The following is a 19,143-nucleotide window of genomic DNA, read 5'->3' on the forward strand; positions in this document are numbered from 1 at the left end:
CGAGTCGATTCGCGAAGTGGCTTCGACCACCCGCGAAGTGCATGCCCGGGTGAGCACCGTGGTGCAGGCCTCCAATGCCTCCATGGGCAACTCCAGCGAGCAGGCGGCGCGCACCGACAGCGTCGCCGCGGCGATCAACGAACTCGGCGCTGCCGCCCAGGAAATCGCCCGCAACGCCGCCGATGCATCGATTCAAGCCAGCGAGGCGCGCCGCGATGCCGAGGAAGGGCAGGGCATGGTCGAGCGCACCCTGGGCTCGATGGGCGACCTGTCGGACAAGATCCAGGCGTCGGGCAACCATATCGAACTGCTGAGCGAGAAGAGCAACGATATCGGGCAGATCCTCGACGTCATCAAGGGCATCTCCGAGCAGACCAACCTGCTGGCGCTCAACGCCGCCATCGAGGCGGCGCGTGCCGGCGAGGCGGGTCGCGGTTTCGCGGTGGTGGCCGACGAAGTGCGCAACCTGGCCCAGCGCACCCAGAGCTCGGCCCAGGAAATCCAGCAGATGATCGAGCAGCTGCAGGCTGGCGCCCGTGATGCCGTGACGACCATGAGCGAGAGCCGCCGCTTCAGCGACGACAGCGTGCGCATCGGCGGTCAGGCCGGTGAGAACCTGCGTGGCGTGACCCGCCGCATCGGCGAGATCGACGGCATGAACCAGTCCGTGGCCACCGCCACCGAGGAGCAGACCTCGGTGATCGAAAGCCTGAACATGGACATCACCGAGATCAACACCCTGAACCAGGACGGTGTGCGCAACCTGCAGGCCAGCCTCAGCGCCTGTACCGAGCTGGATCAGCAGGTCGGGCGGCTCAAGCAGTTGGTGGACAGCTTCCGCATCTGACCCCCCACAGCGCGGGCCCCGAATCGGGCCCGCGCTGCATTCAGATACTGATCTGCGCCGGGCTGGGGCTGCTGGCCGACAGCTTGGTGATGATGGTCTGCTGCAGGCGGGCGCACAGCTCGGGGTCGGACAGCGGCTGGTTGTTGGCATCGGTGACGAAGAACACGTCTTCCACCCGCTCGCCCAGGGTGGCGATCTTGGCGTTCTGCACCGACAGGTCGAAATCCAGGAAGATGCGCCCGATCTTGGCCAGCAGGCCCGGGCGATCCGGCGCCGTGAGCTCGACCACGGTCACCGGCCGCTGGGCATCGTTGTGGATGGTCACCTGAGGCGCGAAGGCGAAGTGCTTGAGCTGGCGCGGCACGCGGCGCTGGATGATGCTGGGGTACTCGTCCGGGTGCATCAGGGTGTCGACCAGGCTCTGGCGGATCTGCTGGATGCGCGTGGGGTTGTCACCGATCGAGCCGCCTTCGGCTTCCAGCACGATATAGGTGTCGAGGGTGAACTGGCTGGTCGAGGTGAGAATCCGCGCATCGTGGATGTTCAGGTTCAGCTGCGCCATGGCCGCCACCGTCACCGCGAAGAAGTCGTGCTGGTCCGGCGCGTAGATGAAAATCTGCGTGCCGCCCTCGAATTCGCGCTGGGTGGTTTCCTTGATCAGCACCAGCGGGCCGCCGTCATCGGGGTGCTGGAGGATCGCATTGGTGTGCCAGGCCACGTCCTCGGCGCTGTGGCGCAGGAAGTAGTCGTCGCCCAGTTGCGACCACAGCTGCTCGACGTCATCCGGGTCGGTGCCGCCATTGACCAGGGTGTCGAGGGCGGCGCTCTGGGTCAGGCGAATCTGCTCCTCGCGCTCCACCGGGTTCTCCAGGCCGCGGCGCAGGGCGCGCTTGGTCTCGGTGTAGAGCTGGCGCATCAGGCTGGCACGCCAGGAGTTCCACAGCGTCGGATTGGTGGCGTTGATGTCGGCCACGGTCAGCACGTAGAGGTAATCCAGGTGCGTCTGGTCGCCCACGAAGGCGGCGAAGTCGTTGATCACCTGCGGGTCGGACAGGTCCTTGCGCTGGGCGGTGGTCGACATCGCCAGGTGATTCTGCACCAGCCAGACGATCAGCCCGGTGTCCCAGGCGGGCAGGTGGTGGCGCTGGCCAAAGGCCTCGGCATCCAGGGCACCGAGCTCCGAGTGGTCGCCGCCGCGGCCCTTGCCGATATCGTGGTACAGCCCGGCCAGGTAGATCAGCTCGGGCTTGGGCAGTTTGTCGATGAGCTTGCTGGCCAGTGGAAACTTTTCCGCCAGCTCTGGCCACTTGAACTTGCGCAGGTGCTTGATCAGGTTGAGGGTGTGGGCGTCGACCGTATAGATGTGAAACAGGTCGTGCTGCATCTGCCCGACGATATGGCCGAACTCCGGCAGGTAGCGCCCGAGGATGCCGTAGCGGTTCATGCGCCGCAGGTTGCGATGGATGCCCTGCTCGCACTTGAACAGCTCGATGAACAGGCTGGTGTTGCGAATGTCGCGGCGGAACTCGTCGTCGATCAGGTGGCGGTGGTCGCGCAGCAGGCGAATGGTGTCGGCGCACACGCCAATGAGCTCAGGGTGTTGGGCCATCAGCACGAAGATCTCGAGGATGGCGAACGGCGTGCGCTTGAAGACGTTGGCGTGGGTCACCTCGATGTAGCCGTCACGCACCTGGAAACGGCTGTTCAGCGGCTTGGCCGGCGTGCTGTCGCCGGCACGGAGAATTTCTTCCTCGAAGTGCTGGTTGATCAGGTCGCTCAGCTCGGCGATGGCCATCACCACGCGATAGTACTTCTGCATGAAGCGCTCGATGGTGCGCTTGGTATCGCTCTCGTGATAGCCGAGCAGCTCGGCGACCTTGCTCTGGTGGTCGAACAGCAGCCGATCCTCGGCACGCCCGGCGAGCATGTGCAGGGCATAGCGCACCTTCCAAAGAAACTCCTGGGAGGAGGCGAGCAGGGCGTATTCGCTTTCCAGCAGGAAACCCTGGCCGACCATGGCGTGCAGGTTCAGGGTGCCGAAATGCCGGCGCGCCACCCACAGAATGGTCTGGATGTCGCGCAGCCCGCCGGGCGAACCCTTGACGTTGGGCTCCAGGTTGTACTCGGTGTCGTTGTACTTGGCATGGCGGGCCTTCTGTTCGTCGCGCTTGGCCAGGTAGAACGCCTTGCTCGGCCACATGTGGGCGGTGGCGGTCACTTCCTGCATGCGCTCGCGCAGGTGCTCGGGGCCGGCGATGGTGCGGCTTTCCATCAGGTTGGTGATCACCGTCAGGTCGGCGCGGGCCTGTTCGCCGCACTCGGCCACCGAGCGCACGCTCTGGCCGACCTCCAGGCCGATGTCCCAGAGCAGGGTGAGAAAGCCCTCGATGGGCTCGCGGAAGGTTTCCTGGTCATCGCCGCCCAGCAGGATCAGCAGGTCGATGTCGGAATAGGGGTGCAGCTCGCCGCGGCCATAGCCGCCCACCGCCAGCAGGGCGATTTCCGCCTCGCTGCTCCAGGTGAAGCGGCTCCAGGCCTCGAGCAGGATCTGGTCGGTGAAGCGTGCGCGGTCCTCGACCAGACGGCGCACGTCGCGGTTGTCGCGAAAGCGCGCATCGAGCACCTCGTGGGCGCGGCGGATGGCTTTCTTGAAGGCGCCGATGGGGCTGGACTTGAGTGCCAGTTCCGCCTGGAACTGGCCGCGATCGAATAACTCGGCGTCTGGCAGCGACATGCGGCGGCCTTCCTTCATCTATAGGTGGGTGCTCGTATCAGGCCGAGGTGCGGGCGATGGTGTCGTCGCTGCGCAGGGTAAAGATCTCGTAGCCGTCGGCGGTGACCAGCAAGGTGTGCTCCCACTGGGCGGACAGCTTGCGATCCTTGGTGATGGCGGTCCAGCCGTCGCCCAGCACGCGGGTTTCCGGGCGACCCTGGTTGATCATCGGCTCGATGGTGAAGGTCATGCCTTCCTGGAGCTCCATGCCGGTGCCCGCGCGGCCGTAGTGCAGCACCTGCGGATCCTCGTGGAACACCGAGCCGATGCCGTGGCCGCAGAACTCGCGTACCACCGAGAAGCCGTTCTTCTCGGCGTGCTTCTGGATCACCTCGCCGATGTCGCCGAGGCGCGCGCCGGGGCGAACCACTTCGATGCCTTTATAGAGGCATTCCTGGGTGACGCGCGACAGGCGCTCGGCCCATTCCGGCACCTTGCCGACGTGGAACATGCGACTGGTGTCGCCGTAGTAGCCGTCCTTGATCACGGTGATGTCGATGTTCATCACATCACCTTCCTTGAGCGGCTTGTCGTTGGGGATGCCGTGACACACCACGTGGTTGAGCGAGGTGCAGATGGATTTCGGAAAACCCGGGCGACCCGGTGCCGCGCCGTAGTTGAGCGGGGCGGGAATGGCCTTCTGCACCTCGACGATATAGTTGTGGCAGAGGGTATTGAGTTCGTCCGTGGTGACGCCGGGTTTGACGTGCTCGGCGATCATCTCCAGCACGTCGGCGGCCAGGCGACCGGCGATGCGCATTTTCTCGATTTCGTCGGGCGTCTTCAGGGTGACGGTCATGGTGATCTCGGTGGCTCCATAAAGGACGACATTCTAAGCTGCAGGCCACAGGCTGCAAGCCACAAGTGCAAGCAGGGCGCCGATCTTGAGCTAGACTCGAGTGGCTCAGGGAGTCGGGCACTCGGCTTATGGCTTGCTGCTTGTAGCTTACGGCTGCTTCCTGTGGTATAAAACGCGCCGCTTTACGGGGTAGACCCCCGAAAGCCTAACCCCACACACGTATCGACACGATTTCCTGGGTGCCCGCAAGGGTTGGAAATTGGGATGCGTGGAGGCCTAACCCGACTTATCAAGGAACTATCATGTCCCAAGTCAATATGCGCGATATGCTGAAGGCCGGTGTGCACTTCGGCCACCAGACCCGTTACTGGAACCCGAAAATGGGCAAGTACATTTTCGGCGCGCGCAACAAGATTCACATCATCAACCTGGAAAAGACCCTGCCGATGTTCAACGACGCCCTGTCGTTCGTTGAAAAGCTGGCTGCTGGCAAGAACAAGATCCTGTTCGTCGGCACCAAGCGTTCCGCTGGCAAGATCGTTCGCGAAGAAGCGGCTCGTTGCGGCTCGCCGTTCGTCGATCATCGCTGGTTGGGCGGCATGCTCACCAACTACAAGACCATCCGTGCCTCGATCAAGCGTCTGCGCGATCTGGAAGTACAGTCCCAGGACGGTACCTTCAGCAAGCTGACCAAGAAAGAAGCCCTGATGCGCACCCGTGATCTGGAAAAACTGGATCGCAGCCTGGGCGGTATCAAGGACATGGGCGGCCTGCCGGACGCACTGTTCGTCATCGACGTCGATCACGAGCGCATCGCGATCACCGAAGCCAACAAGCTGGGCATCCCGGTCATCGGCGTTGTCGATACCAACAGCAGCCCGGAAGGCGTTGACTACATCATCCCGGGTAACGACGACGCCATTCGCGCCATCCAGCTGTACATGGGTGCCATGGCCGACGCCGTGATCCGTGGTCGCAGCAACACCGGCGGCGCTACCGAAGAGTTCGTCGAAGAAGCGCCGGCTGCAGAAGCTGCCGAAGGCTAAGCGGTAACGCAGAGCATCTCGTGTTATGCGCTGCGCAAAAAGGGGGCTAGGCCCCCTTTTTGCCACTCACAGATTTGATCGCCCGCCCTGCGGGTGATGTTGAAGACCTACAGAGAGGATTTTCAAGATGGCAGAGATTACTGCAGCACTGGTCAAGGAACTGCGCGAGCGTACCGGCCAAGGCATGATGGAGTGCAAGAAGGCCCTGGTTGCCGCTGGTGGCGACATCGAGAAAGCCATTGATGACATGCGCGCTTCGGGCGCCATCAAGGCCGCCAAGAAGGCTGGCAACATCGCCGCCGAAGGTTCCATCGCCGTTCGCGTCGAAGGCAACCGTGGCCTGATCATCGAAGTCAACTCGCAGACCGACTTCCTGGCTCTGCAGGACGACTTCAAGGCCTTCGTCAAGGAGAGCCTGGACGAAGCCTTCGAGAAGAACCTGACCGAAGCCGCTCCGCTGATCGCCTCGCGCGAATCCGCCCGTGAAGCCCTGGTCGCCAAGTGCGGCGAGAACGTCAACATCCGTCGTCTGACCGCTGTTTCCGGTGACACCGTTGGTGCCTACCTGCACGGCCACCGCATCGGTGTTCTGGTGGTCCTGAAGGGCGGTAACGACGAGCTGGCCAAGCACGTGGCCATGCACGTTGCCGCTTCCAACCCTGCCGTTGTTTCCGCGGACCAGGTTTCCGAGGAACTGGTTGCCAAGGAAAAGGAAATCTTCCTGCAGCTCAACGCCGAGAAGATCGCCGGCAAGCCGGAAAACATCGTCGAGAACATGGTCAAGGGCCGTATCGCCAAGTTCCTGGCCGAAGCCAGTCTGGTCGAGCAAGCCTTCATCATGGATCCGGAAGTCAAGGTCGGCGACCTGGTGAAGAAAGCCGGTGCCGAAGTCGTTTCCTTCGTCCGTTACGAAGTGGGCGAGGGCATCGAGAAGGCCGAGACCGACTTCGCTGCCGAAGTTGCTGCTCAGGTTGCTGCCAGCAAGCAGTGATAACTGCTTAGCTAGCGCCCCAGAAGAGGCTGCCCGCTCACGCGCGCGGCCTCTTTTTCAAAGGGGATTTTTTTCGAGACGACGGTCGGTGCCGGTGGCACTCACGGTCGTGAGCGCTGTCGAAGCGCTCGATATGCGAGCCACTCGGTTCGCAGGTTTTTCTTACGCCGCAGGAGAGAATGGTAATGGCTCAGCAGGTGAGTGGTCGTCAACCGCGCTACAAGCGCATTCTGCTCAAACTCAGCGGCGAGGCCCTGATGGGCTCGGAAGATTTCGGCATCGATCCCAAGGTGCTCGATCGCATGGCGCTGGAAGTCGGCCAGCTGGTCGGCATCGGCGTGCAGGTGGGGGTGGTGATTGGCGGTGGCAACCTGTTCCGTGGTGCGGCGCTCAGCGCCGCCGGCATGGACCGGGTCACCGGTGACCACATGGGCATGCTGGCCACGGTGATGAACGCCCTGGCCATGCGCGACGCCCTGGAGCGTTCGAACATCCCGGCGCTGGTCATGTCGGCCATCTCCATGGTCGGCGTCACCGATCACTACGATCGCCGCAAGGCCATGCGCCACCTGAAAACCGGTGAGGTGGTGATCTTCGCCGCTGGCACCGGCAACCCGTTCTTCACCACCGACTCGGCCGCCTGCTTGCGCGGTATCGAGATCGACGCCGATGTGGTGCTGAAGGCAACCAAGGTCGATGGTGTGTACACTGCCGATCCGTTCAAGGATCCGCATGCGGAAAAATTCGATCGTCTCACCTATGACGAGGTGCTCGATCGCAAGCTGGGGGTGATGGATCTGACGGCTATCTGCCTGTGCCGGGATCACAACATGCCGCTGCGTGTTTTCAATATGAACAAGCCCGGTGCCCTGCTCAATGTCGTGGTGGGCGGCGCCGAAGGTACTTTGGTCGAGGAAGGTAAAGAATGATCAACGAAATCAAGAAGGACGCCCAGGCCCGCATGCAGAAGAGCCTGGAATCGCTGGCTCACGCATTCAGCCGCATTCGTACCGGTCAGGCTCATCCCAGCATCCTCGGCGGCGTGATGGTGCCGTACTACGGTGCGGACACCCCGCTGAACCAGGTCGCCAGCGTGACCGTCAAGGATTCGCGCACCCTGCAGGTCGTGGCGTTCGAGCGCAGCATGCTCAGCGCGGTCGACAAGGCCATCCAGAGCTCCGGCCTGGGTTTCAACCCGACCAACCTGGGCGAGCTGCTGCTGGTCACCATGCCGGCGCTGACCGAAGAAACCCGTCGCGGTTTCACCAAGCAGGCCCGTGATGCCGCCGAAGACGCCCGTGTTGCCGTGCGCAACATCCGTCGCGACGCCATGAGCCAGCTCAAGGATCTGGTCAAGGAAAAGGAAATCAGCGAAGACGAAGAGCGTCGCGCTGCTGACGACGTACAGAAGCTGACCGACAAGTTCGTGGCCGAGATCGACGTCGCCGTGAAGCAGAAAGAAGCGGACCTGATGGCCGTCTGACGGCCAGGAAGTCGCCATGGACAATTGCAAAGTCGGTGCCGTGATGGCCGTTCCACGGCACGTGGCGATCATTATGGATGGTAACAACCGCTGGGCGCGCAAGCGCCTGCTGCCCGGTGTCGCCGGGCACAAGGCGGGCGTTGATGCGGTGCGCGCGGTCATCGAGGTCTGCGCCGATTCCGGCGTGGAAGTGCTGACCCTGTTCGCCTTCTCCAGCGAGAACTGGCAGCGCCCGGCCGACGAGGTCGGTGCGCTGATGGAGCTGTTCCTCAGCGCCTTGCGCCGCGAGGCGCGCAAGCTCGACGAGAACGGCATCAGCCTGCGCATCATCGGCGACCGCTCGCGGTTCCATCCCGAATTGCAGGCCGCCATGCGTGAGGCCGAAGCGGCCACCGCCGGCGCGGCCGGCGAAAAGCGCTTCATCCTGCAGATCGCCGCCAACTACGGTGGTCAGTGGGATATCGCCCAGGCCGCCCAGCGCCTGGCCCGAGAAGTGCAGGGCGGCCACCTGCAGCCTGAGGACATCACCCCACGCCTGCTGCAGGGTTGCCTGGCCACCGGTGAGCTGCCGCTGCCGGATCTGTGCATCCGCACCGGCGGCGAGCATCGGGTCAGCAATTTCCTGCTCTGGCAGATGGCCTACAGCGAACTGTACTTCTCCGACCTGCTGTGGCCGGACTTCAAGCACGACGCCATGCGCGCAGCGCTGGCGGATTTCGCCAAGCGCCAGCGGCGTTTTGGCAAAACCAGTGAACAAGTCGAAGCCGAGGCCCGCGCCTGATGCTCAAGCAACGAATCATTACGGCGCTGATCCTGCTGCCGATCGCCCTGGCAGGCTTCTTCCTGCTCGAAGGCGGCGCGTTCGCGCTGTTCATCGCCGTCGTGGTCGTGCTCGGTGCCTGGGAATGGGCGCGCCTGGCGGGTCTTTCCGCTCAGCCGCTGCGGATCGCCTATGGGGCGCTGGTAGCGGTGCTGCTTTATCTGCTTTACGGCGCCCCTGCGCTGGCGCCCTGGCTGCTGGCCGTTGGCGTGCTGTGGTGGGCGTTCGCGACCTTTCTGGTGCTCAACTACCCGGCTAGCAGCCGCTACTGGGGCGGCCTGCCGGGGCGCCTGGTGATCGGTTTGCTGATTCTGCTGCCGGCCTGGCAAGGGCTGGTGGTGATCAAGCAGTGGCAGCTGGCCAACTGGCTGATCCTGGCGGTGATGGCGCTGGTCTGGGTGGCGGATATCGGCGCCTACTTTTCCGGCAAGCGCTTCGGCAAGCGCAAGCTGGCACCGCGGGTCAGTCCCGGCAAGAGCTGGGAAGGCCTGGTCGGCGGTCTGCTGCTCAGCCTGCTGCTGACGGTGGTGGTGGGCTTCTACCGCGATTGGTCGCTCCAGCAGTTTCTGCTGGCGCTGCCGGGCGCTGCGCTGGTGGTGCTGATTTCGGTGGTCGGTGATCTCACCGAGAGCATGTTCAAGCGCCAGTCCGGCATCAAGGACAGCAGCAACCTGCTGCCGGGACATGGCGGCGTGCTCGACCGCATCGACAGCCTGACGGCGGCGGTTCCGGTATTCGCCATGTTGCTCTGGCTGGCAGGCTGGGGCGCATGGTGAGCCAGGTTCAGCGGGTTACCGTGCTGGGCGCTACCGGCTCGATCGGCCTGAGCACCCTGGATGTCATCGCGCGCCACCCGTCGCGTTACCAGGCATTCGCCCTCAGCGGCTTCACTCGTCTGGCCGAGCTGGAGGCGCTCTGCGTCATCCACCGTCCGCGTTTCGCCGTGGTTGCCGATGCCGCTGCAGCGGCCGATCTGCAGGCGCGCCTGCAGCAGGCCGGTCTCGATACCCGGGTGCTGTCTGGCGAGGCCGGGCTGTGCGAGGTCGCCGCCCATGCCGAGGTGGATGCGGTGATGGCGGCCATCGTCGGCGCGGCAGGGCTCAAGCCGACCCTGGCGGCGGTCGAAGCCGGCAAGAAGGTGCTGCTGGCCAACAAGGAGGCCCTGGTGATGTCCGGCGCGCTGTTCATGCGCGCGGTGCGCCAGAGCGGCGCGGTGCTGCTGCCCATCGACAGCGAGCACAACGCGATCTTCCAGTGCCTGCCCCAGGATTACGCCCGTGGCCTGCAGCCGGTCGGCGTGCGGCGCATCCTGCTCACCGCCTCCGGCGGGCCGTTTCGTCAGGCCACGCCCGAGTCGCTGCATGCGGTAACGCCCGAGCAGGCCTGCGCCCACCCCAACTGGTCGATGGGCCGCAAGATTTCCGTGGACTCGGCCAGCATGATGAACAAGGGCCTGGAGCTGATCGAGGCCTGCTGGCTGTTCGATGCGCGCCCGGAACAGGTCGAGGTGCTGATCCACCCGCAGAGCGTCATCCATTCGCTGGTCGATTACGTCGACGGCTCGGTGCTCGCCCAACTGGGCAACCCCGACATGCGCACGCCCATCGCCCACGCCCTGGCCTGGCCGCAGCGCATCGACTCGGGTGTCGCGCCGCTGGATCTGCTTGCCGTGGCGCGCCTGGACTTCCAGGCCCCTGACGACGTGCGCTTTCCCTGCCTGCGCCTGGCGCGTGAGGCCGCCGAGGCTGGCGGCAGTGCGCCGGCGATGCTCAACGCCGCGAACGAAGTGGCGGTGGCGGCATTTCTCGAGCGGCGGATTCGCTTTACCGATATCGCGCGTATCATTGGCGGCGTTCTCGAGGCGCAGCCGGTCGTCGCGGTGGACTGTCTCGATGCCGTGCTCGAAGCCGACCGCCGCGCGCGGGAACTGGCCGGGCAGTGGTTGAAGCGTGGAGAGGTGGCATGAGCGCACTCTATATGATCGTCGGCACCCTGATCGCCCTCGGGGTGCTGGTGACCTTTCATGAATACGGTCATTTCTGGGTGGCGCGTCGCTGTGGCGTCAAGGTGCTGCGCTTCTCCGTAGGCTTCGGCACGCCGCTGGTGCGCTGGCATGACCGCCAGGGTACCGAGTTCGTGATCGCCGCCATCCCGCTGGGTGGTTACGTGAAGATGCTCGACGAGCGCGAAGGCGACGTGCCGCCGGAGCTGGTCGAGCAGTCGTTCAATCGCAAGACCGTCAAGCAGCGCTTCGCCATCGTCGCCGCTGGGCCGGCTGCCAACTTCGCCCTGGCCCTGCTGTTCTTCTGGCTGGTGGCCATGCTCGGCAGCCAGCAGGTGCGGCCGGTTATCGGTGCCGTGGAGGCGGGCAGCCTGGCCCAGGTTGCCGGCCTGCAGGCGGGTGAGGAAATCGTTGCGGTCAACGGCAAGGCCACCACGGGTTGGTCGGCGGTCAATCTGCAACTGGTGCGCCGCCTCGGTGAAAGCGGCGAGCTGCTGATCACCACGCGCCACCCCGATGGCGGCGCGGATACGGCGCATCGCGTCGAACTGGATAACTGGCTGCGTGGCGCCAACGAGCCCGATCCGATCGCCTCGCTGGGCATTCGGCCGTGGCGGCCGAGCCTGGCGCCAGTGCTCGCCGAATTCGATCCTGAAGGTCCGGCCCAGGCCGCCGGCCTGCGCATCGGCGACCGCCTGCTGGCGCTGGATGGGCAAGCCCTGAGCGATTGGCAGGAGCTGGTCGACCGCGTGCGCGGGCTGCCGGGCAAGTCGGTCGCCATTGCCCTGGAGCGCGATGGTCAGCGTCTGGAGGTGCCCGTTACCCTGGCCGCGAAAGGCGAGGGTGAGGCGGCCACCGGCTACCTCGGTGCGGGCGTGGCGCCGGCGCAATGGCCGGCGCAGATGCTCCGCGAAATCAGCTACGGGCCGCTGGAAGCGGTCAGCGAAGCGGGCGCGCGAACCTGGACGATGAGCCTTCTGACCCTCGATTCACTGAAGAAAATGCTCTTCGGTGAGCTCTCGGTAAAAAACTTGAGCGGGCCGATAACCATTGCTAAAGTGGCGGGCGCTTCGGCCGAGTCCGGCCTTGGGGACTTTTTGAATTTCCTCGCCTACCTGAGCATCAGCCTGGGCGTTCTCAATTTGCTGCCCATTCCGGTTCTGGATGGCGGACATCTGCTTTATTACCTGGTCGAGTGGGTGCGAGGCCGCCCACTGTCCGAACGGGTGCAGGGTTGGGGGATGCAGATTGGTATCAGCCTGGTGATCGGGGTGATGCTGCTGGCTCTGGTCAACGACCTTGGTCGCCTCTGAGCTCAGCTGAATTATATATCTGTCGTCTCGCACGACTGATTTCTTATCGTTAGTTGGAATAAGAAAGGACTTCATGAAACGTCTGCTGCTACCTGCGGTTCTTTCCGCATTGATGATCGCCGAAGTTCACGCCGAGTCCTTCACCATCTCCGATATTCGCGTTAACGGTCTGCAGCGCGTCTCCGCGGGCAGCCTGTTTGGCGCACTGCCCCTGAACGTCGGCGAGTCGGCCGATGATCGCACGCTTACCGAAGCGACGCGCGAACTGTTCAAGACCGGTTTCTTCCAGGATATTCAGCTGGGCCGCGACGGCAACGTGCTGGTCATCACCGTGGTCGAGCGCCCGTCGATTTCCAGCATCGAGATCGAAGGCAACAAGGCCATCAGCAGCGACGATCTGCTCAAGGGCCTGAACCAGTCCGGCCTGGCCGAAGGCGAGATCTTCCAGCGTGCGACCCTGGAGGGCGTGCGTAACGAACTGCAGCGCCAGTACGTGGCCCAGGGGCGTTATTCGGCCGAGATCGACGCCGAAGTGATTCCCCAGCCGCGCAACCGCGTGGCGCTGAAGATCAACATCAACGAAGGCAGCGTTGCGGCCATTCAGCACATCAACGTGGTCGGCAACAAGGTTTTCGCCGATGAAGACCTGCAGGATCTGTTCGAGCTGAAGACCACCAACTGGCTGTCGTTCTTCCGCAACGACGACAAGTACGCCCGTGAAAAACTCTCCGGTGACCTGGAGCGCCTGCGCTCCTATTACCTGGACCGCGGCTACATCAACATGGATATCACCTCCACCCAGGTCTCCATCACGCCGGACAAGAAGCACGTCTACATCACCGTCAATATCGACGAAGGCGAGAAATTCACCGTTCGTGACGTGAAGCTGTCCGGCGACCTCAAGGTGCCGGAAGAAGAAGTCCGCGCGCTGCTGCTGGTCAAAGAGGGCCAGGTGTTCTCCCGCAAGGTGATGACCAGCACCAGTGAGCTGATCACCCGCCGCCTGGGCAACGAGGGCTACACCTTCGCCAACGTCAACGGCGTGCCCGAGCCGCACAACGAAGACAATTCGGTATCGATCACCTTCGTCGTCGATCCGGGCAAGCGTGCCTACGTCAACCGCATCAACTTCCGCGGCAACACCAAGACCGAAGACGAAGTGCTGCGTCGCGAAATGCGCCAGATGGAAGGCGGCTGGGCATCGACCTACCTGATCGACCAGTCGAAGACGCGCCTGGAGCGTCTGGGCTTCTTCAAGGAAGTCAACGTCGAGACCCCGCAAGTGCCGGGCACCGATGACCAGGTCGACGTCAACTACAGCGTCGAGGAGCAGGCCTCGGGTTCGATCACCGCGAGCGTGGGTTTCGCCCAGAACGCCGGTCTGATCCTGGGTGGTTCGATCACCCAGAACAACTTCCTGGGTAGCGGTAACCGCGTCAGCCTCGGCCTGACCCGCAGCGAATACCAGAGCCGCTACAACTTCTCCTTCACCGATCCGTACTGGACCGAAGACGGCGTGAGCCTGGGCTACAACGCCTTCTACCGCACCACCGACTACGACGAGCTCGATGTCGACGTCTCCAGCTACTCGGTCGACAGCCTCGGCGCCGGCATCAACATCGGTTACCCGATCAGCGAGACCGCGCGCCTGACCTACGGCCTGACCGTACAGCAGGACGAAATCAACACCGGTCGCTATACCGTCGACGAGATCTTCGACTTCACCCGTCAGGAAGGCGAGAAGTACGTCAACTTCAAGGCCTCCGTGGGCTGGTCCGAATCCACCCTCAACCGTGGCGTGCTGGCCAACCGCGGTCATTCCCAGAGCCTGGTGTTCGAAACCACCGTGCCGGGCAGTGACCTGTCGTTCTACAAGCTCGATTACCGTGGCCAGGTGTTCAAGCCGCTGACCGATACCTACACCATGCGTTTCCACACGCAGCTGGGTTACGGCGGCGCCTTCGGCTCGACCGAGAAGCTGCCATTCTACGAGAACTACTACGCTGGCGGTTTCAACTCGGTACGTGGTTTCGAAGACAGCAGTCTGGGCCCGCGCAGTACGCCGAGCACCGGCAGCAACCCGGGCACGCTGCGTGACCCGGATCAGGATCCGCTGCCGTTCGGTGGTAACGTGTTGATCCAGGGTGGTGCCGAATTGCTGTTCCCGCTGCCGTTCGTCAAGGATCAGCGTTCGCTGCGTACCGCGTTGTTCTGGGATGTGGGTAACGTGTTCGACACCGACTGCAGCTCCGGTCAGAAGCGCCGTGGCGACAGTTGCGACATCGATTTCGGCAACCTGGCCAGCTCGGTGGGTGTCGGCGTTACCTGGATCACCGCGCTCGGCCCGCTGAGCTTCAGCCTGGCGATGCCGGTCAAGAAGCCGGACGACGCCGATACCCAGGTATTCCAGTTCTCCCTCGGCCAGACGTTCTAAGCGTCTGCTCACGAATCACCAAGACAGTTTTTCTGCAGGAGTTGCACCGTGCGTAAGTTGACTCAATTGGTTCTGTTAAGCGTCACCCTGCTGGCCACCCCGGCCTTCGCGGAAATGAAGATCGCCGTGCTCAACTACCAGATGGCGCTGCTCGAGTCCGATGCGGCCAAGCGCTACGCCGTCGACGCCGAGAAGAAATTCGGCCCGCAACTGAACAAGCTCAAGACCCTGGAAAGCGACGCCAAGCGCATTCAGGACCGCATCGTCAAAGACGGCGAGAAGATGCAGACCGCCGAACGTGAGCGTCTGGAGCTGGACTTCAAGCAGAAGGCCCGTGACTTCCAGTTCCAGTCCAAGGAGCTGAACGAAGCCAAGGCGGTTGCCGATCGCGACATGCTCAAGAAGCTCAAGCCCAACCTGGACAAGGCGGTTGAAGAGGTCATCAAGAATGGCAACTTCGACCTGGTGCTCGAGCGCGGCGCGGTCATCGATGTCAAACCGCAGTTCGACATCACCCGCCAGGTCATCGAGCGCATGAACCAGATGCGTTGATGATGTCCACACCGGTATTCACCCTCGGCCAGTTGGCCGAACAGCTGGGCGCCACCCTGCGTGGCGCGGCTGATCAGACAGTCGACGGGCTGGCAACCTTGCAGGATGCCGGCCCGTCTCAGCTGACGTTCCTGTCCAATGCGCAGTATCGCAAGCACCTGGGCAGCTGCCAGGCGGCGGCCGTGCTGCTGACCGCCACGGACGCGGAAGGCTTCGCCGGCAATGCGCTGATCGTCGCCAATCCGTACCTGGCCTATGCGTCGCTGTCCCATCTGTTCGATCGCAAGCCCAAGGCTGCGCCGGGTATTCATCCCACCGCCCTGGTGGCCGAGGGTGCCCAGGTCGACCCGAGTGCCGCGATTGGCCCTTACGCGGTCATCGAGGCGGGGGCGAAGATCGCCGCAGGGGTCACCGTCGGTGCCCACTGCGTGATCGGCGCGCGCTGCGAAATCGGCGAGGGCGGCTGGTTGGCGCCCCGGGTCACCCTGTACCACGACGTGCGTATCGGCAAGCGGGTGGTGATCCAGTCCGGCGCGGTGATCGGCGGCGAAGGCTTCGGCTTCGCCAACGAGAAGGGCGTCTGGCAGAAGATCGCCCAGATCGGCGGCGTGAGCATCGGTGACGACGTGGAAATCGGCGCCAATACCACCCTCGATCGCGGTGCGCTGTCCGATACGCGTATCGGCAACGGCGTGAAGCTGGATAACCAGATCATGATCGCGCACAACGTGCAGGTCGGCGACAACACGGCGATGGCCGCCTGCGTCGGGATTTCCGGCAGCACCTCGATCGGCAAGAACTGTATGATCGCCGGCGGCGTTGGCATGGTCGGCCATATCGATGTGTGTGACGGCGTATTCGTGACCGGCATGACCATGGTCACCCGCTCGATCACCGAGCCCGGTGCCTATTCGTCGGGCACCGCCATGCAACCTGCAGCCGAGTGGAAGAAAAGCGTGGCGCGCATCCGCCAGCTGGACGACATGGCGCGGCGTGTGAAGCAGCTGGAAAAACAGCTCGCTGCCGTGACCTCGAGCGGGAATGCCTCATCTGATGCCTGAGCCAATGGCTGGCTCTCTTCTTTTTATTACGGGCTTCTCTGGAAATGATGGAAATCAACGAAATTCGCGAGTACTTGCCGCACCGTTATCCGTTCCTGCTGGTGGACCGGGTCACGGATCTGGATCTTGAGGGCAAGTGCGTTCGTGCCTATAAGAATGTCAGCGTCAACGAGCCATTCTTCAACGGCCATTTCCCCGAGCACCCGATCATGCCCGGTGTCCTGATCATCGAGGCCATGGCCCAGGCCGCGGGTATCCTCGGCTTCAAGATGATGGACGTGAAGCCTGCCGATGGCACCCTCTACTACTTCGTCGGCTCCGATAAGCTACGCTTCCGTCAGCCGGTCGTGCCCGGTGACCAGCTGATCCTCGAGGCCAAGTTCCTCAGCAGCAAACGCAGCATCTGGAAGTTCGAATGCAAGGCCACGGTCGACGGCAAGGAAGTGTGCTCGGCCGAAATCATCTGTGCGGAACGCAAGTTATGAGTTTGATTGACCCTCGCGCCATCATCGATCCCAGCGCCAAGCTGGCAGACGACGTCGTCGTCGGCCCTTGGTCGATCATTGGGCCCGACGTAGAAATTGGCGAGGGCTGCGTGCTGGGTCCCAACGTGATCATCAAGGGGCCTACCCGAATCGGGAAGCACAACAAGATCTACCAGTTCGCCTCCCTGGGTGAAGACACCCCGGATCGCAAGTACAAGGGCGAGCCTACGCGCCTGGTCATCGGTGATCACAACATCATCCGCGAAGGCGTGACCATGCACCGCGGCACCATTCAGGATCGTGACGAAACCACCATCGGTGATCACAACCTGATCATGGCCTATGCCCACATCGGTCACGACAGTGTGGTCGGCAACCACTGCATCCTGGTCAACAACGTGGCCCTGGCCGGGCACGTGCACATCGGCGACTGGGCGATCCTGTCCGGCTACACCCTGGTGCATCAGTTCTGCCACATCGGCGCGCATGCCTTTGCCGGCATGGGCGCGGCGATCGGCAAGGACGTTCCCGCCTACGTCACGGTATCCGGCAACCCGGCCGAAGCGCGCAGCATGAATTTCGAAGGCCTGCGTCGCCGGGGTTTCAGCGCCGAGTCGATGCAGGCGTTGCGCCGTGCCTACAAGATCGTCTACCGCCAGGGCTTCACCATCGAGGAAGCGCTGGTCGAGCTGGAAGAAGTGGCGGCCCAGTTTGCCGAGGTAGCGGTTTTCCGCGATTCGATCCTGACCTCCAGCCGCGGCATCACCCGCTGAACCATGGCTGAGGTATTGCGTGTCGCGCTGGTTGCCGGCGAGGCATCCGGCGACATTCTTGGCGCGGGCCTGATGCAGGCGCTCAAGGTGCAGCACCCGAACGTCGAGTTCATCGGCGTCGGCGGCCCGCGTATGCAGGCCGAGGGGCTGGTCAGCGATTTTCCCATGGAGCGCCTGGCGGTCATGGGCCTGGTCGAAGTGCTGGGCCGGTTGCCCGAGCTGCTGTCGCGCCGCCGCCGGCTGATCGCCAGCCTGATCGAGCGCAAGCCCGACGTGTTCATCGGCATCGATGCGCCGGATTTCACCCTGGGCGTTGAACTCAGGTTGCGCCAGGCCGGCATTCGCACCGTGCACTACGTCAGCCCCTCGGTCTGGGCCTGGCGGCAGAAGCGGGTGCTGAAGATTCGCGATGCCTGCGACCTGATGCTCACCCTGTTTCCCTTCGAGGCGCAGTTCTACGAGGCCCATCAGGTACCGGTGTGCTTCGTCGGTCATCCGCTGGCCGATGCCATCCCGCTGCAGGCCGATCGTGCGGCAGCCCGCGAGCTGCTTGGCTTGCCAGGCGACGCGCCGGTCGTCGCCTTGCTGCCAGGCAGTCGTGGTGGTGAAGTGGCGCGTCTCGGCAGCCTGTTTCTCGATGCTGCCGAGCGCCTGCGTTCGTTGCGCCCTGGTGTGCGTTTCGTACTGCCCTGTGCCAGCCCGGAGCGCCGCCAGCAGCTGGAACAGATGCTCGGCGGCCGCGACCTGCCGCTGCAACTGCTCGATGGCCGCTCCCACGACGCCCTGGCGGCCTGCGATGCCGTGCTGATCGCCTCCGGTACCGCCACCCTCGAGGCGCTGCTGTACAAGCGGCCCATGGTGGTGGCCTACCGCGTCGCGCCGATGACCTTCAGCATCCTCAAGCGGCTGGTGAAGAGTCCCTACATCTCGCTGCCCAACCTGCTCGCCCAGCGGCTGCTGGTGCCCGAACTGATTCAGGACGCGGCCACCGCCGACGCGCTGGCGCAGGCGGTAGCGCCGCTGCTGGTCGACGGCGAGGTGCAGACCGAAGGTTTCGATGCCATTCATCGCACCCTGCGCCGCGGTGCCTCCGAGCGCGCCGCCGCCGCGGTGCTCGACCTGCTGGGGCGCAACTGATGCAGCTGGGCCTGGATTTCGCCAGCGTCGAGGAACTGGTTGCCGGCGTCGATGAAGTGGGTCGTGGGCCGCTCTGTGGCGCGGTGGTGACCGCAGCGGTGATTCTCGACCCGGCGCGGCCGATTCTCGGGCTCAACGACTCCAAGAAGCTGACCGAGGCGCGTCGCGAAAAGCTGTTCGATGAAATCCGCGAAAAGGCATTGGCCTGGTGCATCGCCCGGGCGGAGGTGGAAGAGATCGACCGCCTGAATATCCTGCACGCCACAATGCTGGCCATGCAGCGTGCGGTCGAAGGCCTCGGCGTGCTGCCGAAACTGGCGCTGATCGACGGCAACCGTTGTCCGAAACTCGCGGTGCCCAGCGCACCGGTGATCGGCGGCGATGCCCAGGTACCGGCCATCGCCGCCGCCTCGATCCTCGCCAAGGTCAGCCGTGATCGCGAAATGCGCGAACTCGATGCCCTATACCCGGGCTACGGTATCGCCCTGCACAAGGGCTATCCAACGCCCGTTCACCTCGAGGCCCTGGCCCGTCTGGGGCCGACCCCCATTCACCGGCGCTCCTTTGCGCCGGTACGCCGCCTGCTGGAAACCGCCGCCTTCGGTTGAGTGCAACCACTCGCTGTCA

Annotated in this window: 18 protein-coding genes; 16 read left to right on the top strand and 2 right to left on the bottom strand. The window is 63.7% G+C overall.

Annotated elements, in window-relative coordinates; translation table 11 throughout:
- The first annotated feature begins 82 nt into the window (after positions 1 to 82).
- On the top strand, positions 83 to 847 hold the full coding sequence (locus tag SA190iCDA_RS23370) for a methyl-accepting chemotaxis protein (RefSeq protein ID WP_419203906.1): 765 nt from the start codon (positions 83 to 85) through the stop codon (positions 845 to 847).
- A 40-nt stretch (positions 848 to 887) separates the two neighbouring features.
- On the opposite strand, the gene SA190iCDA_RS07880 is transcribed toward SA190iCDA_RS23370, so the two are convergent.
- Complete coding sequence (locus SA190iCDA_RS07880) at positions 888 to 3,581, bottom strand: [protein-PII] uridylyltransferase (protein ID WP_070884116.1); 2,694 nt, start codon at positions 3,579 to 3,581, stop codon at positions 888 to 890.
- Positions 3,582 to 3,618: 37 nt separating this feature from the next.
- A complete protein-coding gene (map, locus tag SA190iCDA_RS07885; RefSeq protein ID WP_070884115.1) occupies positions 3,619 to 4,419 on the bottom strand; it encodes a type I methionyl aminopeptidase in 801 nt (266 codons plus the stop codon).
- A 302-nt stretch (positions 4,420 to 4,721) separates the two neighbouring features.
- Between map and rpsB the strand changes: the two genes are divergently transcribed.
- The 15 genes from rpsB to rnhB all read left to right on the top strand — a co-directional run bounded on the left by rpsB (position 4,722) and on the right by rnhB (position 19,124).
- Entirely contained in the window at positions 4,722 to 5,465 is a 744-nt protein-coding gene (gene rpsB, locus SA190iCDA_RS07890; RefSeq protein ID WP_013792518.1) for a 30S ribosomal protein S2, read from the top strand.
- A 127-nt stretch (positions 5,466 to 5,592) separates the two neighbouring features.
- The gene (gene tsf, locus SA190iCDA_RS07895; RefSeq protein ID WP_070884114.1) at positions 5,593 to 6,456 is read left to right on the top strand and encodes a translation elongation factor Ts; all 864 of its coding nucleotides are present in this window, start codon (positions 5,593 to 5,595) and stop codon (positions 6,454 to 6,456) included.
- A gap of 185 nt (positions 6,457 to 6,641) precedes the next feature.
- Positions 6,642 to 7,385 carry a UMP kinase gene (gene pyrH, locus SA190iCDA_RS07900; RefSeq protein ID WP_013792516.1) on the top strand — a complete coding sequence of 248 codons (744 nt, stop codon included), beginning with the start codon at positions 6,642 to 6,644 and terminating at the stop codon, positions 7,383 to 7,385.
- Positions 7,382 to 7,939 carry a ribosome recycling factor gene (gene frr / locus SA190iCDA_RS07905; RefSeq protein ID WP_070884113.1) on the top strand — a complete coding sequence of 186 codons (558 nt, stop codon included), beginning with the start codon at positions 7,382 to 7,384 and terminating at the stop codon, positions 7,937 to 7,939. Before pyrH ends, frr begins: the two co-directional genes overlap by 4 nt.
- A 16-nt stretch (positions 7,940 to 7,955) precedes the next feature.
- The gene (gene uppS / locus SA190iCDA_RS07910) at positions 7,956 to 8,720 is read left to right on the top strand and encodes a polyprenyl diphosphate synthase (RefSeq protein ID WP_070884112.1); all 765 of its coding nucleotides are present in this window, start codon (positions 7,956 to 7,958) and stop codon (positions 8,718 to 8,720) included.
- Positions 8,720 to 9,535 carry a phosphatidate cytidylyltransferase gene (locus tag SA190iCDA_RS07915; protein ID WP_070884111.1) on the top strand — a complete coding sequence of 272 codons (816 nt, stop codon included), beginning with the start codon at positions 8,720 to 8,722 and terminating at the stop codon, positions 9,533 to 9,535. The genes uppS and SA190iCDA_RS07915 overlap by 1 nt, the downstream gene beginning before the upstream one ends.
- Positions 9,532 to 10,725, top strand: coding sequence for a 1-deoxy-D-xylulose-5-phosphate reductoisomerase (gene ispC, locus SA190iCDA_RS07920; RefSeq protein WP_070884659.1), 1,194 nt, complete (start codon positions 9,532 to 9,534; stop codon positions 10,723 to 10,725). The genes SA190iCDA_RS07915 and ispC overlap by 4 nt, the downstream gene beginning before the upstream one ends.
- Positions 10,722 to 12,074 (top strand): sigma E protease regulator RseP, encoded by a 1,353-nt coding sequence (rseP, locus tag SA190iCDA_RS07925; RefSeq protein WP_070884110.1) that lies wholly within the window; start codon positions 10,722 to 10,724, stop codon positions 12,072 to 12,074. Before ispC ends, rseP begins: the two co-directional genes overlap by 4 nt.
- A gap of 73 nt (positions 12,075 to 12,147) precedes the next feature.
- On the top strand, positions 12,148 to 14,508 hold the full coding sequence (bamA, locus tag SA190iCDA_RS07930; protein WP_070884109.1) for an outer membrane protein assembly factor BamA: 2,361 nt from the start codon (positions 12,148 to 12,150) through the stop codon (positions 14,506 to 14,508).
- A gap of 48 nt (positions 14,509 to 14,556) precedes the next feature.
- Positions 14,557 to 15,060: an OmpH family outer membrane protein gene (locus SA190iCDA_RS07935; RefSeq protein WP_070884108.1), complete on the top strand. Its 504-nt coding sequence runs from the start codon at positions 14,557 to 14,559 to the stop codon at positions 15,058 to 15,060.
- Entirely contained in the window at positions 15,060 to 16,121 is a 1,062-nt protein-coding gene (gene lpxD / locus SA190iCDA_RS07940) for a UDP-3-O-(3-hydroxymyristoyl)glucosamine N-acyltransferase (protein ID WP_139159433.1), read from the top strand. Before SA190iCDA_RS07935 ends, lpxD begins: the two co-directional genes overlap by 1 nt.
- 44 nt (positions 16,122 to 16,165) lie before the next feature.
- Positions 16,166 to 16,606 carry a 3-hydroxyacyl-ACP dehydratase FabZ gene (gene fabZ / locus SA190iCDA_RS07945; RefSeq protein ID WP_013792507.1) on the top strand — a complete coding sequence of 147 codons (441 nt, stop codon included), beginning with the start codon at positions 16,166 to 16,168 and terminating at the stop codon, positions 16,604 to 16,606.
- Complete coding sequence (gene lpxA, locus SA190iCDA_RS07950) at positions 16,603 to 17,379, top strand: acyl-ACP--UDP-N-acetylglucosamine O-acyltransferase (protein WP_070884107.1); 777 nt, start codon at positions 16,603 to 16,605, stop codon at positions 17,377 to 17,379. The genes fabZ and lpxA overlap by 4 nt, the downstream gene beginning before the upstream one ends.
- A 3-nt stretch (positions 17,380 to 17,382) precedes the next feature.
- On the top strand, positions 17,383 to 18,516 hold the full coding sequence (lpxB, locus tag SA190iCDA_RS07955; protein WP_070884106.1) for a lipid-A-disaccharide synthase: 1,134 nt from the start codon (positions 17,383 to 17,385) through the stop codon (positions 18,514 to 18,516).
- A complete protein-coding gene (gene rnhB, locus SA190iCDA_RS07960) occupies positions 18,516 to 19,124 on the top strand; it encodes a ribonuclease HII (protein ID WP_070884105.1) in 609 nt (202 codons plus the stop codon). The genes lpxB and rnhB overlap by 1 nt, the downstream gene beginning before the upstream one ends.
- The last annotated feature ends 19 nt before the right edge of the window (positions 19,125 to 19,143 follow it).

The sequence above is a fragment of the Pseudomonas argentinensis genome, from assembly GCF_001839655.2.
Taxonomy (GTDB): Bacteria; Pseudomonadota; Gammaproteobacteria; order Pseudomonadales; family Pseudomonadaceae; genus Aquipseudomonas; species Aquipseudomonas argentinensis_B.

Bases quoted from the DNA above. Each gene is read 5' to 3' on its own strand.
- SA190iCDA_RS23370 (WP_419203906.1), top strand. From the start codon at position 83: ATGGGCAACTCCAGCGAGCAGGCGGCGCGCACCGACAGCGTCGCCGCG.
- SA190iCDA_RS07880 (WP_070884116.1), bottom strand. From the start codon at position 3,581: ATGTCGCTGCCAGACGCCGAGTTATTCGATCGCGGCCAGTTCCAGGCG.
- map (WP_070884115.1), bottom strand. From the start codon at position 4,419: ATGACCGTCACCCTGAAGACGCCCGACGAAATCGAGAAAATGCGCATC.
- rpsB (WP_013792518.1), top strand. From the start codon at position 4,722: ATGTCCCAAGTCAATATGCGCGATATGCTGAAGGCCGGTGTGCACTTC.
- tsf (WP_070884114.1), top strand. From the start codon at position 5,593: ATGGCAGAGATTACTGCAGCACTGGTCAAGGAACTGCGCGAGCGTACC.
- pyrH (WP_013792516.1), top strand. From the start codon at position 6,642: ATGGCTCAGCAGGTGAGTGGTCGTCAACCGCGCTACAAGCGCATTCTG.
- frr (WP_070884113.1), top strand. From the start codon at position 7,382: ATGATCAACGAAATCAAGAAGGACGCCCAGGCCCGCATGCAGAAGAGC.
- uppS (WP_070884112.1), top strand. From the start codon at position 7,956: ATGGACAATTGCAAAGTCGGTGCCGTGATGGCCGTTCCACGGCACGTG.
- SA190iCDA_RS07915 (WP_070884111.1), top strand. From the start codon at position 8,720: ATGCTCAAGCAACGAATCATTACGGCGCTGATCCTGCTGCCGATCGCC.
- rseP (WP_070884110.1), top strand. From the start codon at position 10,722: ATGAGCGCACTCTATATGATCGTCGGCACCCTGATCGCCCTCGGGGTG.
- bamA (WP_070884109.1), top strand. From the start codon at position 12,148: ATGAAACGTCTGCTGCTACCTGCGGTTCTTTCCGCATTGATGATCGCC.
- lpxD (WP_139159433.1), top strand. From the start codon at position 15,060: ATGATGTCCACACCGGTATTCACCCTCGGCCAGTTGGCCGAACAGCTG.
- fabZ (WP_013792507.1), top strand. From the start codon at position 16,166: ATGATGGAAATCAACGAAATTCGCGAGTACTTGCCGCACCGTTATCCG.
- lpxA (WP_070884107.1), top strand. From the start codon at position 16,603: ATGAGTTTGATTGACCCTCGCGCCATCATCGATCCCAGCGCCAAGCTG.
- lpxB (WP_070884106.1), top strand. From the start codon at position 17,383: ATGGCTGAGGTATTGCGTGTCGCGCTGGTTGCCGGCGAGGCATCCGGC.
- rnhB (WP_070884105.1), top strand. From the start codon at position 18,516: ATGCAGCTGGGCCTGGATTTCGCCAGCGTCGAGGAACTGGTTGCCGGC.